This window comes from Limnohabitans sp. T6-5, from assembly GCF_003063315.1.
Classification (GTDB): domain Bacteria; phylum Pseudomonadota; class Gammaproteobacteria; order Burkholderiales; family Burkholderiaceae_C; genus Limnohabitans_A.
The window spans coordinates 762,363-776,146 of record NZ_NERV01000003.1 but is presented as its reverse complement, the minus strand read 5'-3'; the positions used below and the strand labels follow the sequence as shown (position 1 = coordinate 776,146).

At 61.1% G+C, this 13,784-nt stretch carries 11 protein-coding genes; 5 read left to right on the top strand and 6 right to left on the bottom strand.

Annotation, left to right across the window (positions count from 1 at the left end; all coding sequences use genetic code 11):
* Positions 1-12 precede the first annotated feature (12 nt).
* The 5 genes from B9Z51_RS15285 to B9Z51_RS15265 are packed head-to-tail and all read right to left on the bottom strand — an operon-like array spanning position 13 to position 7,456.
* The gene (locus tag B9Z51_RS15285) at positions 13-768 is read right to left on the bottom strand and encodes a hypothetical protein (RefSeq protein WP_108375947.1); all 756 of its coding nucleotides are present in this window, start codon (positions 766-768) and stop codon (positions 13-15) included.
* Positions 769-809: 41 nt separating this feature from the next.
* Positions 810-2,591 carry a TolC family protein gene (locus B9Z51_RS15280; RefSeq protein ID WP_146187785.1) on the bottom strand — a complete coding sequence of 594 codons (1,782 nt, stop codon included), beginning with the start codon at positions 2,589-2,591 and terminating at the stop codon, positions 810-812.
* A gap of 5 nt (positions 2,592-2,596) precedes the next feature.
* Complete coding sequence (locus B9Z51_RS15275; RefSeq protein ID WP_108375945.1) at positions 2,597-3,904, bottom strand: HlyD family efflux transporter periplasmic adaptor subunit; 1,308 nt, start codon at positions 3,902-3,904, stop codon at positions 2,597-2,599.
* Positions 3,901-6,054, bottom strand: a complete 2,154-nt coding sequence (locus tag B9Z51_RS15270; RefSeq protein ID WP_108375944.1) for a type I secretion system permease/ATPase — start codon at positions 6,052-6,054, stop codon at positions 3,901-3,903. Before B9Z51_RS15270 ends, B9Z51_RS15275 begins: the two co-directional genes overlap by 4 nt.
* A gap of 46 nt (positions 6,055-6,100) precedes the next feature.
* Entirely contained in the window at positions 6,101-7,456 is a 1,356-nt protein-coding gene (locus tag B9Z51_RS15265) for a TolC family protein (protein ID WP_158272908.1), read from the bottom strand.
* A gap of 297 nt (positions 7,457-7,753) precedes the next feature.
* Here B9Z51_RS15265 and B9Z51_RS15260 point away from each other — a divergent pair, with 297 nt between their 5' ends.
* Positions 7,754-8,797, top strand: a complete 1,044-nt coding sequence (locus B9Z51_RS15260) for an NAD(P)/FAD-dependent oxidoreductase (RefSeq protein WP_108376059.1) — start codon at positions 7,754-7,756, stop codon at positions 8,795-8,797.
* A gap of 7 nt (positions 8,798-8,804) precedes the next feature.
* Positions 8,805-9,758 carry a tRNA glutamyl-Q(34) synthetase GluQRS gene (gluQRS, locus tag B9Z51_RS15255; protein ID WP_108375942.1) on the top strand — a complete coding sequence of 318 codons (954 nt, stop codon included), beginning with the start codon at positions 8,805-8,807 and terminating at the stop codon, positions 9,756-9,758.
* On the opposite strand, the gene B9Z51_RS15250 is transcribed toward gluQRS, so the two are convergent.
* Entirely contained in the window at positions 9,748-10,212 is a 465-nt protein-coding gene (locus B9Z51_RS15250) for a CBS domain-containing protein (protein ID WP_108375941.1), read from the bottom strand. The two genes, gluQRS and B9Z51_RS15250, sit on opposite strands and share 11 nt — an antisense overlap.
* A gap of 114 nt (positions 10,213-10,326) precedes the next feature.
* On the opposite strand from B9Z51_RS15250, the gene B9Z51_RS15245 reads away from it, so the two are divergent.
* From B9Z51_RS15245 to B9Z51_RS15235, 3 genes are read left to right on the top strand one after another with little or no spacing between them, the layout of a single operon-like run.
* Positions 10,327-11,625 (top strand): O-acetylhomoserine aminocarboxypropyltransferase, encoded by a 1,299-nt coding sequence (locus B9Z51_RS15245; RefSeq protein WP_108375940.1) that lies wholly within the window; start codon positions 10,327-10,329, stop codon positions 11,623-11,625.
* Positions 11,622-12,440: an alpha/beta fold hydrolase gene (locus B9Z51_RS15240; protein WP_108375939.1), complete on the top strand. Its 819-nt coding sequence runs from the start codon at positions 11,622-11,624 to the stop codon at positions 12,438-12,440. Before B9Z51_RS15245 ends, B9Z51_RS15240 begins: the two co-directional genes overlap by 4 nt.
* A complete protein-coding gene (locus tag B9Z51_RS15235; protein ID WP_233254984.1) occupies positions 12,437-13,768 on the top strand; it encodes a cytochrome P450 in 1,332 nt (443 codons plus the stop codon). The genes B9Z51_RS15240 and B9Z51_RS15235 overlap by 4 nt, the downstream gene beginning before the upstream one ends.
* The last annotated feature ends 16 nt before the right edge of the window (positions 13,769-13,784 follow it).

The following is a 13,784-nucleotide window of genomic DNA, read 5'->3' as shown; positions in this document are numbered from 1 at the left end:
GACTCTTTGCATTCAAGGCGCCGCATTGACGGTGACTCGGGCACTGTCAGCGCCCGACTGGACACTTTCAATCACCCGCATATTGATCAGCTCGCCGGGTGTACCGGCCTGAATGAGCACGTTGCGCACCGCCACGGCACGGTAATACCCCAAACGAGAAGACTCGCTGAAGCCCTTGGGTGTGATGACCGTGATTTGCCAGCGCGTGGTTTTGACGGGACCAAATGCTTCCAGGCGCGAGACCACATTTTTCGACTCGTCTGCCGACAACGTGACCACTTTGGGGTCAAAGTTCACGATCAGGCCTGCGCCCACCGTGTTCACGCTGGACTCGCCTTTGGCCTCTTTCACCACCTCCTGACGGGCCTGCACCACCTCCATCTTGGGTGCGTTGTTGGGCACATTGTTGGTCGTGGTGGTGCTTTCTGTTTTGGCCTGGGTTTCGGTCTTGGTCGTAGTGGTGCTCGTAGGCGTTGCGCTGCTTTTTTGCAAAGCCTGCAGCGTTTCCTTGAGTTTGGCGTTTTCAAGCTGCAACTCCTGCAATTGCGCGGCATGGGTATTGGGGTTGTCATTGACGTATTGCACATCTTGCGGGACTGTGCCTTCGCGGGGTGTGCCTTTGGTGGTTTCTTCCAGCACAAAGCTCAGGATCACGATGCACATCACCGCGATCACGAACAGCAAATTGATCGCCAGGTTGGAGATGGCGTCCACATAACCGGGCCAAAAAATATCGGATGCGTCGTTCGAGTCGGAGGAACCAGCCATGGATGAGCCTTTTTATTGTTTGGAAAAGAAAAATCAAATAATCACTTCAACTGGATGCGGGCCTGCTCACGCATGGTACTGAGCCGTCCCATGCTTTTGAGCAGTTGCGCCTGGGCCAGCATTTGCTGACCCAGGGCTTGCGTCAATTTCAGTCGGGCGTCATACAGACTCTGGCTGGCATCGAGGGCTTCCAGCAGCGAAGAAATGCGCCCCACCTTGAGTTGTTCGCGCACGGCCTCGGTCACACGCCGGGCGGCCTCTTGCTCTTGCTGCCCCAAGCTGATGCGCAAAGTGGCCGCTTGGAGCAAGGCGAAGTCAGTGTCCACCGCTTGCGCCAGACGCTGCTCGTTTTGCTCCAGCTTGCTTTGCAACTCGGACAAGTCGGCAGACGCTTCCTTGCCTGCAAAGTATTCCTTGCCGCCCAAGGAGACCGCCCAGTTGAGCACCACCAGGGCGCGGGTGTCCTGGCGCGAGCCCATCACGCCACCGTTGTTGGTGGCGCGGTCATCTTCCAGACTGGCCAGCACCGTGGGCGCTGCACGGCCGTATTGGGCGCGCACCTGGGCTTTTTGGGCTTCCACTTCGGCACGCAGCGCGGTCAGTTCGGCGTTTTCCTTCAAGACCAGATCGCGGATTTCAGCTTGCGTGCGCGGCAAGGAAGGCAACTGGCTCAAGAAGGGCAGGTTCAGCAGTTGCGGCGCAAAACCCAATTGGCGCTCCAGTTCGAGCAAGCCGCCTTTGTAGTTGGCCTGCTGCTCCAGCCGGGCCTGGCGCGCCGCAAGAACGCGTGATCGGGCGCGTTCGAGTTCGGCCTGGCTGCTGGCGCCCGATTGCGAGCGCTGGTCCTGATAGCTCAGGATGCCAGACAGGTTATCGAGCAATTCATCTGAAAAATTCAGCGTGATGCGGCTGGTCGTGAGGTTGATCACGGCTTTGACCAGGTTCAAGGACACGTCCTGCTCCATGGCCGAGCTGCGCAGCAAGGCCGCATCCATGGCCAATCCGCTGGCCTGCCAGGTTTCCCAGGCCGGGTAATTCACCAGCGGCTGGGTCACGCGCAAAGAGGTGTTTTTGTAATCGTGACCGCTGTTGTTCAGGGTCGTGGTCGTGGAGTTCTCTTTGCCTGTGGCGTATCGCGCTGAAAAAGAAGGCAACAAATCCGCACGGCTTTTGGAAACACGCTGGCGAGAACTTTCCTGGCGCGCCCGGACTGCGTTCAACTCCGGGCTGAATTCCAGCCCGGCCTGCAGCAAATCGGGCATTGAAAAGGCCACTTGCTGAAATTCGGTGGTTTTGCGTGTCACCACCGATGTGCCCAAACCACCTTCCGGTTCAGGCAAATCAATCTCGGACTTGCCCGTCAATTGCGCAAACGTCAGGCTCTGGCGTGAAAAGTCCGGTGTGGACAGATTGGATTTGGGCGAGGTGTCGACCGGGCGACGCAGCACCACGGCGGGCTCGGGTTTGGCCAAAACGGGCAACTCCAGGCGAGCCTTGTCCGCGGTGTCCACCGGTGCTTTGGCGCGAACGGCCTCTTTCCAGGGCTTGAATTTCGACTGCAAAGCGGCAGGCAATGCCTGCCCCAGGCTGCTGGCACGATCTGTGGGTTTGTCCTGGTCGGCCGTGACTTGCTCGACCATGCTTTGTGTGGCCTGACGCTGGCGTTCAATGTCGGCGTCTGACGTGGCCGCAGCGGCCTGCCCCCACACCGCACTGTGTGAGGCCAAGGCGGTCAAGGCCGCACACAAGATGGCTGGCTTGAAAACCGGCCCCCGCTGGCGCTGCGGGGTCATGAGGTATGCGTGGGTCTGGATGTGTTTCATGGCATTCACCGTTCTCTGAGCGCTTCTCGGGCGCGCATGACAGGCTTGAACAGATAGGTCAGGACCGACTTTTGACCGGTCTTGATATCCACTTGGGCCAACATGCCCGGAATGATCGGCAGATTTTTGCCGTCCGGTGTTTTCAAACTCGCGCTGTCGGTGCGAACCAAGGCGCGGTAATAGGTTTCTTCGCGACGCACCTCGTCGCGCAAGGTGTCGGGACTGATTTGCACCAATCGTGCATTGAGCCAGCCGTAGACGCTCGAATCGTAGGCCGTGATCTTGACCACCGCCTCCATGCCAGGGTGCAGGAAGGCGATGTCCGAGGGGCGGATGCGGGTTTCGATCAGCAGCTTGTCGTCCATGGGCACGATTTCCAGCAGGTCCTGCCCCATCTGGATCACGCCCCCCAGGGTGTTGATGCGGATGTTTTTGACCACGCCGCGCTTGGGCGCACGCAAGACGGTGCGGCGGAAGTTGTCTTCCTTGCCAGACAGGCCTTGTCGCTGCGAGCCCATGTCGGCCTCGACACGCGCCAGCTCGGTGGCCGCATCGGCCTTGAATTTGCCAGCCAGCTCGCTCAGACGGCCTTTGGTCTCGGAAATGGTGCGCTTGATGCGCAACACCTCCAGATCGGACACATAGCCGCTGGCGGCCATCGGCTCGGTGATGCGCAGCTCTTCGGTGGCCAACTTCAAGGCTTGCTGCTGCGCGGCAATGCTGCTGTCCAGGCTGCGGCGACGGGCCTCAAAGGTATCGCGTTCGTTGCGCGTCAGCTCTGGAGCGCGGCGCTGCAATTCGGCCGGAAACGCCAGAGTGCCGCCTTGGGCCTCGGCGCGAAGGCGCACAGCAGCGGCCTGCAAGGCGTCGATCTTGGATTGGCCTTCGCGCACCGTGGCGCCCTGTCGCGCATCGTCGATGCGCAGCAAGGGCTGGTCGACTTCGACCGTGTCACCTTCGGCCACCAGCAACTCGGCGAGCACACCCGACTCCAGGCTCTGGATGACTTGTTCTCGGCTGGTGGGAATGACTTTGCCCATGCCGGTGGTGACTTCTTCGAGCTGCGCCCAGCCCGCCCAGAGCATGAACACCAGCAAGACCACGGCGGTGGCGTACAGCCCGATGCGCAGCACCGGCTGACGCTCGCGCAGGGAAGCAGCGTACACGTCATCCAGCAAATCGAGATCGGCCTGCAGCTGGTTTTGGGCTCGTAGACGCAGGATTTTTTGCGTCAGTGCCTGGCGCTCTTGGGGTGACATGGGCGTCGGCATGCCAGACGCTGCGCCCGGCGCTTGTGAACGGGGCGCGCTCATGCAGACCTCCCGGCAATGCGTTTGACACGACCAGCCTGCACCGCTTGCAACACGGCCTCTTTGGGGCCATCGGCCAGGATGTGACCGCCATCGAGCAAGACCAGGCGCGTCACCAGACTGAGCGGGCCGGGGCGGTGTGTGGCGATGACCACGGTTTTACCGGTCAACTCGGTCTGAAGTTGCTCCAGCAAACGCTGCTCACCGGCGGCATCGAAGGCGCTGGTGGGCTCATCGAGCAAGACCACCGGACAGTTGGCCAGCAAAGCACGGGCCAAAGCCACCATCTGGCGCTGCCCGCCCGACAAGGCGGCACCGGCCTCACCCAAAGGCATGTCCAGCCCTTGCGGATGCCCAGCCACCCAAGACTGGATGCCCGTGAGCTGCAACACATGCTGCAGACGGGCATCAGGCACATGCGGGGCGGCCATGAGCAGGTTGTCACGCAAACTGCCCCGGAACAAAACTGCATCCTGGCTGACCCAGGCCAGCTGGGCGCGCAAGTCTGCGGGCGAGATGTGGGCCATGTCCAGGCCATCGAGCAAGACCTGCCCTTGCGTAGGCGGATACAGCCAGGCCAGCAACTTCAGCAGCGTTGATTTGCCGCTGCCCACAGGCCCCATCAGGGCGACATGTTCACCGGCGGCGATGGACAAATCCTGAATCTGCAGCACCTGGCGGTCGGTGTGGGGGTAACTGAACTGAAGCTGGCGCAGCTGTACCTGGCCAGTCGATTGCTGCAGGCCCATGTAGCTGCGCCCGGCCTCGTATTGGCCGGGCAGTCGCATGATGCGGTCGAGTGTCTTGAAGGCCCCGGCAGCATGTTGGTAGCGGGTGAGCAAACCCGCCACCTGGGCCAGCGGCCCCAGGGCGCGACCGGCCAGGATGGTGCAGCCGATCAGCCCGCCCGAGGTCAGGCGACCTTCCAGGATCAGGTACACGCCCCAGACGATCAGGGTGGTGTTGCAGGTTTGCTGCACAAACTGGGTGAAGTTCAGCGTGATGGCCGACACCCAGCGGCTGGTCATGGCGCTGCGGGCGGTGGTGGCGCTGATGCGTTCCCAGTGGCTTTGCAACCGGGGCTCGGCGCCCATGGCGCGGATTTGCTCCAACCGCTCCAGAGTCTCGACCATGAAGCCGAGCTTTTGGGCACTTTCATACTGGTAACGGGCAATGGATTCACGGATCGGCCACTGCGAGGCCCAACCCGCCAAAAACACCAGCGCAGCCCCCACCACCGGCACCCACACCAGCGGGCCGCCAAAGTAGGCGATGACGCACAAAAACACCATGACAAAGGGCACGTCACTCAGCGTGACCAAGGTGGTGGAGCTGACAAAGTCACGCACCGATTCAAACTCGCGCAACTGGCCTGCGAACTGGCCACTCGAGGCCGGACGGTCCTGCGCCCGCAAATTCAGGGCCTGCTGAAAAATGCGTGAAGACAAGAGCAGATCGGCCTTTTTACCGGCCACATCCACCAGATAGCCGCGCAAGGTGCGCAGCCCCAACTCCAGCACGCCTGCAAGGGTCACACCCAAGGCCAGCACCCACAAGGAATGCACCGCCGCGTTGGGGATGACGCGGTCATACACATTCATCGAAAACATCGATGTGGCCAGCGCCAGCAAATTGATCAGCACCGCCGCCAAGGTGCTGTCCAGGTAATAGCTCTTGAGGGTGAGAAACACACTCCAGAACCAATGCGGGGCTGAGGGCAAACTGCCTGCCTGAGGCTGTGCGTCAGGGCTTTCAGACGGAAAAGCCGACGCTGGGCGAAGACGCGCGTGCAGACTCCAGCCAGCGCTTTCGGCCGCCAACTCATTCACGGGCACCCACTGGGGCTCGCCAGCAAGCAGATGTGGGCGAATGACCTGGCATTGAGCGCCCTGGCGACTCAGCAGCACAGCCGCCCCCCCCCCATGGAGCCCGATCACCACCGGCCCCAGGCGACTGTCGTAGTCAGCAGGTCCCACGGCCGCCATCTGCACCTGCAACCCCTGTCGTTCCAGGGTTTGCGCAGCAGCCAGCAAGCTCAGCTCTTCGTCGCCAAACTCGGCCGTTTGCGCCATCAGGTCGCGCGCCGAAACACGCTGGCCCAAACGCAGGGCCAACTGACTCAATGCCTCAAAAACAGAGGGCTGCAAAGTCATTGATCAGCCTCCGCAAACAGCACCCTGTCATGCATCGCTTGGCCCCTCACAGCTGCAACACCGTGGGAAGAAGCCCCTGCAGACCGATCAAGCGAAAAGAAGCCTTGATCTGGTCCATCTCGGAAGACAGCTTGTTGGAGCGGGCGGTGAACAATTCATTTTCGGCATTGAGCACATCCAGCAAATTGCGACGCCCCACCCTGAACTGCTTGCGGTTGGCGTACACCATCTCTTGCGCGTGGTTGACGTAATCATCAAATGAGGCCAGGGACTGGGTGTGCGCCAGAAATTCGTACCAGGCAGAACCCACGCGCTGCTGCAATTCATCGCGTGCTTTTTCAAAGGCAAAACGCGTGGCCATCTGGGTGGCCGTGGCTGCATTCAGAGCATGTCCATCCGCCCCGCCAGCCCACACCGTCCACTCGGCCTGCACACCCAGATAAAGATCCGATTGATTGCCATGAATGCCGTTGAAATCGCGTCCGGTCTTGCCCGTGGCATCCAGATTCACGCGCGGGCGATAGGGAGCTTTGGCCAAGGCAATGCCCTGCTGAGCTTGCTCCACATCGGCCCGGGCCACTTGCAAGGCTGGGCTGGCATTGAGGGCTTTTTGATAGGCTTCTTCGAGACTCGCAGCAGGCGTCAGCGAACGCATTTCAGGCAAATCGTGTGCCTTGGCCAAGCCTGTCAGGCTTTGAAACTCCAGACGCGCCTGCTCCAGACGCATCAGGCGAGAGGTCATGACCGACTCCGCCAGGGATGCGCGGCTCATGGCAGCGGGCAAGTCAGCCGCCCGGCCCAAATCCAGCTTGGCAATCCCCTTGACCTGTTTGACATACCCACGGTGCATGGACAAATTGTCTTGTGCCAGCACCAGCAACTGCGAAGCCCTGAGCACTTCCACATAGGCCTCCAAAGTGCGCAGCATCAGCTCTTCCCGCTTGTCCACCAGCTTCCAGTCCGCACCAATGGAAGATTGACGGCGTTGCTCGGCCTGTGCCTCCAGCCCCTGATCCAGCAAGGGCATGGTCATGCGGACGTAGGCCTGGCTTTGCTTGTAGGCGTTCGAGACGTTTGATGCCGTCAGGCGCTGATTTTCTTGACCGGCATTGCCGCCCACCACCACACGCGGCATGAATTGGGATTTGGCTTCCTTGTACAAGCCTTCCTGTGCACGGCTTTGCGCTTCGGCTTGCAAAAGTTCAGGATGGCGCTGCAGCGCCATTTGCACATAAGCCACCACAGCTGCGGGAATTTGGCGCTCTTCCTCATGATCGGCGAGAGAGGAAGTGGAAGTAAGCACCACAGTGGGTGGCGAGGTGCTCGGCTGAGTTTGAGCATAGGTCAGACCAACAGGCATCAAACCCATCAAAATCACAAAAATCGCCAAAAAATCAACCACTCTCATACTCCGAAGGTGACTCAATACATATTGAGCAATGCAAAAGTTGACCCTTGAAATTGAATATTTAACCTGCACGAAAGACAACTATCATCAGAGTTTATAGCTTAATTATTTTATATTCATCATATTGAGAAACAAAATCAATTCTCATCCATTAAAAATACTTAAATGGAAATTAAAAATGACTAATTAAACATTTTTCACATTTTTGATGATGCGGAAATTTGAATTTTATCCTCTAACGACATGCTGTATAAGGTGAAAGTCATTCCATACGACACAAAAGGTCACTCTATGCAACACAACACAGCCATCATCGGCGTCGGCATGGCCGGCGTAGTTTGTGCACGGACACTGCGCCAAGCCGGTCACAACGTCACACTGTTCGAAAAAAGCCGAGGACTTGGCGGGCGCATGGCCACGCGTGCGAGTGCCTTCGGCAGTTTTGACCACGGCACGCAGTACTTCACCGTGCGAGACCCGCGCTTTGACCTGGCCTTGAGCACCGTACCCGGCCTGTGCAAGCCCTGGAGCGCCAATGCTGTGCGCGTGCTCGACCCCAATGGCCGCGTCATCGAAGCCGGACTGCCGGGCGGAGAGCGTCACTGGGTGGCCACGCCCGGCATGAATGGCCTGGTCAAAGCCTGGGCCGAACCGCTGCTGGAAGACGGCAATGTGCAGTTGCAAACCTGCGTGACCCAGATCAGCGCCGATCCCTTCAAGAAAAACGGCTGGCAACTGCACACCGAAGGCGAGGACGGTAGTCAGCATGTGTTTGCCGGTTTTGACCGTGTGGTCCTGGCCATCCCGCCTGCACAAGCGACCACATTGCTGCACAGCTCGGGCTTGAGCGCCCTGGCGCAGCCTTTGAGCGATGTGCGGGTCGAGCCTTGCTGGACGCTGATGGTGGCCTACCCGCAAGCCGTTCAGCCTGGCCTGATCACGATCGGCCCCCAATGGAACGCTGCGCGCAGCACGCACCACCGCATCGCCTGGATGGCACGCGAATCGTCCAAACCTGCGCGTGAACGCATTGAGCGCTGGACCGTACAAGCCAGCGCCCCTTGGTCTGCGGAACATGTGGACGACACGCCCGAACGCATCACCGGCAAGCTGCTCAAGGCCTTTGCAGAAATCACCGGCATTCGGGCCACACCGGCGCATGCCGAGGTGCACCGCTGGCTGTATGCCAAGACCTCACAGCCTCTGGGTCAGAGCCATTTGTGGTTCAAGGACCTGGGCATCGGTCTGTGCGGTGACTGGTGCACAGGCCATCGGGTCGAAGACGCATTCGTGTCGGGCCTGGAATTGGCTTTGTCGGTGCTCAAAAAACGCTGATCCATCCATGGGATGGGAAGGCAATCGCCCGGAGTCTGAGCAGGCCGGGCCAGGCTATATCGGGCGCTTTGCCCCCTCTCCCACCGGCTTGCTGCATGCGGGCTCCCTGGTGGCCGCACTGGCCAGCTGGCTGGACGCACGCGCCCACCAGGGCCAGTGGCGGGTTCGCCTGGAAGACGTGGACACGCCGCGCTGCGTGCCGGGCGCAGACCTGGCCATCATGCAGCAACTGGCACTTTGCCATTTGGTGCCCGATGGCCCGGTGCTTTGGCAAAGCCAGCGTGGAGACGCCTACCAAGCAGCGCTGGAGACCTTGATCGTCAAAGGCTGGGCCTACCCTTGCGGGTGCTCGCGCAAAGACATTGAATCGGCACAAGCCCGGTCCGTGCTGCGCCACCAGGTCGCGGTCTACCCAGGCACCTGCCGCTCAGGCCTGCAAGGCAAGCCAGCACGGGCCTGGCGCCTGAATGTGCAGGCGGTTCAGGCCGAATTGAGATTGCCGCCCATCACCGAATGGCATGACCGCAGGCTGGGAAGGCAAGCGCAAAATGTCCTGGAGACCGTGGGCGACTTCGTGCTGCGCCGTGCCGATGGTTTGTGGGCCTACCAACTGGCCGTGGTGGTGGACGATGCGGCGCAAGGCATCAGCCATGTGGTGCGCGGGGAAGACCTGGCCGACAACACGGCACGCCAGATACTGCTGCAAAAGGCCTTGGATTTGCCCACACCACAATACCTGCACACCGCCTTGGTGCTGGGCGCCAACGGCGAAAAACTCAGCAAGCAAAACGGTGCCCAGGCGCTGGATTTGCACCCCCCCCTGCATGCCCTGAGGCAGGCCGCGTTGGCCGTGGATTTACCCGTGCGGGCAGAAGTCACGGACATTGACGCCTCACTGGCGCATTGGACAGCGATCTGGCGCGCTCAATACGCGCCGCGTGCTCCGTTCTTCAAAGCTTGACGTCCGGCTCCACCGCTTCATGGGCTGGCCAGTCGCGGATATAAGCCTTGAGCATCTTGTTTTCAAAGTTCTGGCTGTCCACCACGGCCTTGGCCACGTCGTAGAAGCTGATCACACCCATCAACACGCGCTGGTCCATGACAGGCATGTAGCGGGCATGGTGCTCCAGCATCATGCGGCGCACATTGTCGATGTCGGTCTCGCCGGTGCAAGTCAACGGTTGGCTGTCCATGGCCTCGCGCACGGTGGTGTGGCCCACCTGGCCGCCATTCTTGACGATCTGCTGGATCACTTCGCGGAAAGTCAGCATGCCCACCAGGTCGCCTTGGGCCATGACCACCAAAGACCCGATGTCTTTTTCGGCCATGTCGTTCATGGCGCGAGACAGGGGCTCATCGGGGTGCACTGTGAACAGCGTGCCGCCTTTGACGCGGAGGATGTCGTTGACTTGCATGGTGTGTCTCCTTGGGGTCGAGTACAGTTTTAATTGGCTTCCAATATAGCCCACAATGAAAGCCGAGCGTAGCGATTGAAGCTTGCCGCACACTTTCTTTTTCGGAGACACCCCATGGCTGGCTACAGCGACCCCGGTTTTGACACCCTGGCCCTGCATGCAGGCGCCGCACCCGACCCCAGCACCGGCTCACGGGCGGTGCCGATTCATCTGACCACCTCGTTCGTCTTCGAGTCGAGCGACCAAGCCGCCGCCCTGTTCAACCTGGAGCGGCCTGGCCATGTGTACAGCCGCATCAGCAACCCCACCAACGCGGTGCTGGAGCAGCGCATGGCGGCTCTGGAAGGCGGCATTGGCGCCATCACCACCGCCAGCGGCCAGGCGGCTTTGCACCTGACGATTGCCACCCTCATGGGGGCGGGCTCACACATCGTGGCGTCCACCGCTTTGTATGGCGGCTCGCACAACCTGCTGCACTACACCCTGAACCGCTTTGGCATCAGCACCACCTTCGTCAAACCGGGCGATCTGGACGCTTGGAAAGCCGCCGTGCAACCCAACACCAAACTCTTTTTTGGTGAGACCGTGGGCAACCCGGGCATGGACGTGCTGGACATCCCGGCCATCAGCGCCATTGCGCACGAGGCCGGTGTGCCGCTGCTGGTGGACTCGACCCTGACCTCGCCTTGGCTCATCAAACCTTTTGACCACGGTGCCGATCTGGTCTACCACTCGGCCACCAAGTTTTTGTCGGGCCACGGCACGGTGGTGGGTGGTGTGGTGGTCGATGGTGGCAGTTTTGACTGGGACAAGTCCGGCAAGTTCGCCGAACTGAGCCAGGCCTACGAAGGCTTTCACAACATGGTCTTCAGCGAAGAAAGTACCGTGGGCGCCTTCTTGCTGCGTGCGCGGCGCGAGGGCCTGCGCGACTTTGGCGCCTGCATGAGCCCGCACACCGCCTGGCTGATCCTGCAAGGCATCGAAACCCTGCCGCTGCGCATGGCCCGGCACATGGAAAACACCGCCAAAGTGGTCGAGTTTCTGGCCGCGCACCCGATGGTCAGCCGCGTGGGCCACCCCATGCTGGAGAGCCATCCTTCGCACGCGCTGGCGCAAAAGCTGTTGCCACGCGGCGCGGGCTCGGTGTTCAGCTTCGACATCAAAGGCAGCCGCGCCCAAGGTCAAAAATTCATCGAAGCCCTCAAGGTCTTCAGCCACCTGGCCAATGTGGGCGATGCTAAAAGCCTGGTGATCCACCCGGCCAGCACCACGCATTTCCGCATGACTGACGAGGCCCTGGCCGCCAGCGGTATCGGCCCTGGCACGATCCGCCTGTCGGTTGGCCTGGAAGACCCCGCCGATCTGATCGACGACCTCAAAAAAGCCCTCAAGGCTGCGGAGAAAGCCGCATGAAAATCTCTGTCCAAGGCCACGCGCTTTACGCCTACACCGGCGGCAAAGACTTCAACCCCACGCAGCCCACCGCCGTGTTCATCCACGGCGTGCTCAACGACCACAGCGTCTGGATCTTGCAAACCCGGTACCTCGCCCACCACGGCTGGAATGTGCTGGCGATTGACCTGCCTGGACACTGCAAAAGCGAAGGCCCGCCACCGCAAAGCGTGGCCGAAGCGGCCGACACCGTCATCGCGCTGCTCGATGCCCTGAACATCAGCCAGGCAGCGCTGATCGGCCACAGCTTTGGCTCGCTGATCGCGCTCGAAGCGGCGGCACGCGATTCAGAGACACACCCGGGCCGCGTGAGCCGTCTGGTCATGGTCGGTACCGCCTATCCGATGCGCGTCTCACCTGCCCTGCTCGACCTGTCGGTCAGCGCACCGTTCAAGGCCATCGACATGGTCAACAGCTTTTCGCACTCGACGCTGGCCCCACCGCCTTCGGCCCTGGGGCCGGGCACCTGGCTGTATGGCGGCAGCAAGGCGCTCATGCGCCGGGTGCTGGCCAGCAACACGCAAGTCAATGTGTTCCACACCGGCTTCAAGGCCTGCGACAGCTACAGCGGCGCCGAAGCCGCCATGCCCCGTGTGACTTGCCCCACCCTGTTTGTGCTGGGCAACGCCGACCAAATGACACCGCCCAAGGCTGCGCAAAGCCTGATCGAGCTTTGTGCCAAGCCGAAGGTGGTCAATCTGCTCGCAGGCCATTCGCTCATGACCGAAGCGCCCGATGGCGTGCTGCAGGCCCTCAAGGATTTTCTGAAATCATGAACGTCAACATCACGCCCTCCATGAACGTGGCCCGGGCTCAAGAAATCGCCCGCACGCTGGACCTGCGCAGCCTGCCGCGCGATTTTCTGGACAACCCCTACCCGGTCTATGCCGCGCTGCGCGAAGCCGAGCCATTCAAGCGCATGCCCGATGGGGCGTATTTCCTCACGCGTCACGCCGATCTGGTGGCCGTGTACCGCGACGCCAAGGTCTTCAGCTCCGACAAGCAAGTCGAGTTCGCCCCCAAATACAACCACGCCCCGTTCAACCAAGCGCCCTACGCCACAGCAGGCGGTGTTGCCCCGCTGTTTGAGCACCACACCAACAGCCTGGTCTTCAACGACCCGCCCCTGCACACCCGGGTGCGGCGCCTGATCATGGGCGCGCTGACCCGCCGCGTCATTGAGGCCATGGAGCCTGGGCTGGTGCAGCTGGTCGACAGCCTGCTGGACAAGATCGAGGCACGCGGCGGCGGCGACCTGATCGAAGACTTTGCCTCGGCCATTCCGGTGGAGATCATCGGCAACCTGCTGGACGTGCCGCACGCCGACCGCGAGCCCTTGCGCGGCTGGTCGCTGGCCATTTTGGGAGCGCTTGAGCCCGCCCTCACGCCCGAGCAGGAAGCGCTGGGCAACCGCAGCGTGACCGAGTTTCTGGCTTATTTGCGCGAACTGGTCGCCCAGCGCCGCCAGCGCCCGGGCGACCCGGAGCACGATGTGCTGACCCGACTGATCCAAGGCGAAAAGGATGGCGAAACAGGTGGCGACGCCCTGAGCGAAGTCGAGCTGCTGCAAAACTGCGTTTTTTTGCTCAACGCCGGGCATGAAACCACCACCAACCTGATCGGCAACGCGCTCATCAGCCTGCAGGAATGGCCCGAACAGCGCGAACAACTGAAGGCCGACCTGAAACAAGCGGCCAGCGACGAAGAACGGGAACACATTCTGGGTCTGGCGGTAGACGAGTTCCTGCGCTTTGAATCATCCAACCAGCTGGGCAACCGCCGCGCTCTGCAGGCCACACAGGTCAATGGCGTCGATCTTCCTGAAGGCGCATTGGTCACGCTGTGCATCGGCGCGGCCAACCGCGACCCTGCGGTGTACGAGAACCCCGAACAGCTGGACCTGCGCCGCACCGGCAACAAGCACCTGGCCTTTGGCTTTGGTGTGCACCAGTGCGCAGGCCTGAGCCTGGCGCGACTGGAAGGCCGCGTGGCCATCGGGCGCTTTTTGCAGCGATTTCCCGATTACCAGCTCACGCAAGCACCTGTGCGCGGTGGCCGGGCGCGTTTCCGTGGTTTTTTAAACGCAGCCTTTCGCACCGCCTGAACTTTTGAGGAGACAC

Excerpts from the sequence above, each read along its gene's own strand:
- B9Z51_RS15260 (WP_108376059.1), top strand. The coding sequence starts at position 7,754 with ATGCAACACAACACAGCCATCATCGGCGTCGGCATGGCCGGCGTAGTT.
- B9Z51_RS15240 (WP_108375939.1), top strand. The coding sequence starts at position 11,622 with ATGAAAATCTCTGTCCAAGGCCACGCGCTTTACGCCTACACCGGCGGC.
- B9Z51_RS15270 (WP_108375944.1), bottom strand. The coding sequence starts at position 6,054 with ATGACTTTGCAGCCCTCTGTTTTTGAGGCATTGAGTCAGTTGGCCCTG.
- B9Z51_RS15275 (WP_108375945.1), bottom strand. The coding sequence starts at position 3,904 with ATGAGCGCGCCCCGTTCACAAGCGCCGGGCGCAGCGTCTGGCATGCCG.
- B9Z51_RS15250 (WP_108375941.1), bottom strand. The coding sequence starts at position 10,212 with ATGCAAGTCAACGACATCCTCCGCGTCAAAGGCGGCACGCTGTTCACA.
- B9Z51_RS15245 (WP_108375940.1), top strand. The coding sequence starts at position 10,327 with ATGGCTGGCTACAGCGACCCCGGTTTTGACACCCTGGCCCTGCATGCA.
- B9Z51_RS15285 (WP_108375947.1), bottom strand. The coding sequence starts at position 768 with ATGGCTGGTTCCTCCGACTCGAACGACGCATCCGATATTTTTTGGCCC.
- gluQRS (WP_108375942.1), top strand. The coding sequence starts at position 8,805 with ATGGGATGGGAAGGCAATCGCCCGGAGTCTGAGCAGGCCGGGCCAGGC.
- B9Z51_RS15280 (WP_146187785.1), bottom strand. The coding sequence starts at position 2,591 with ATGAAACACATCCAGACCCACGCATACCTCATGACCCCGCAGCGCCAG.
- B9Z51_RS15235 (WP_233254984.1), top strand. The coding sequence starts at position 12,437 with ATGAACGTCAACATCACGCCCTCCATGAACGTGGCCCGGGCTCAAGAA.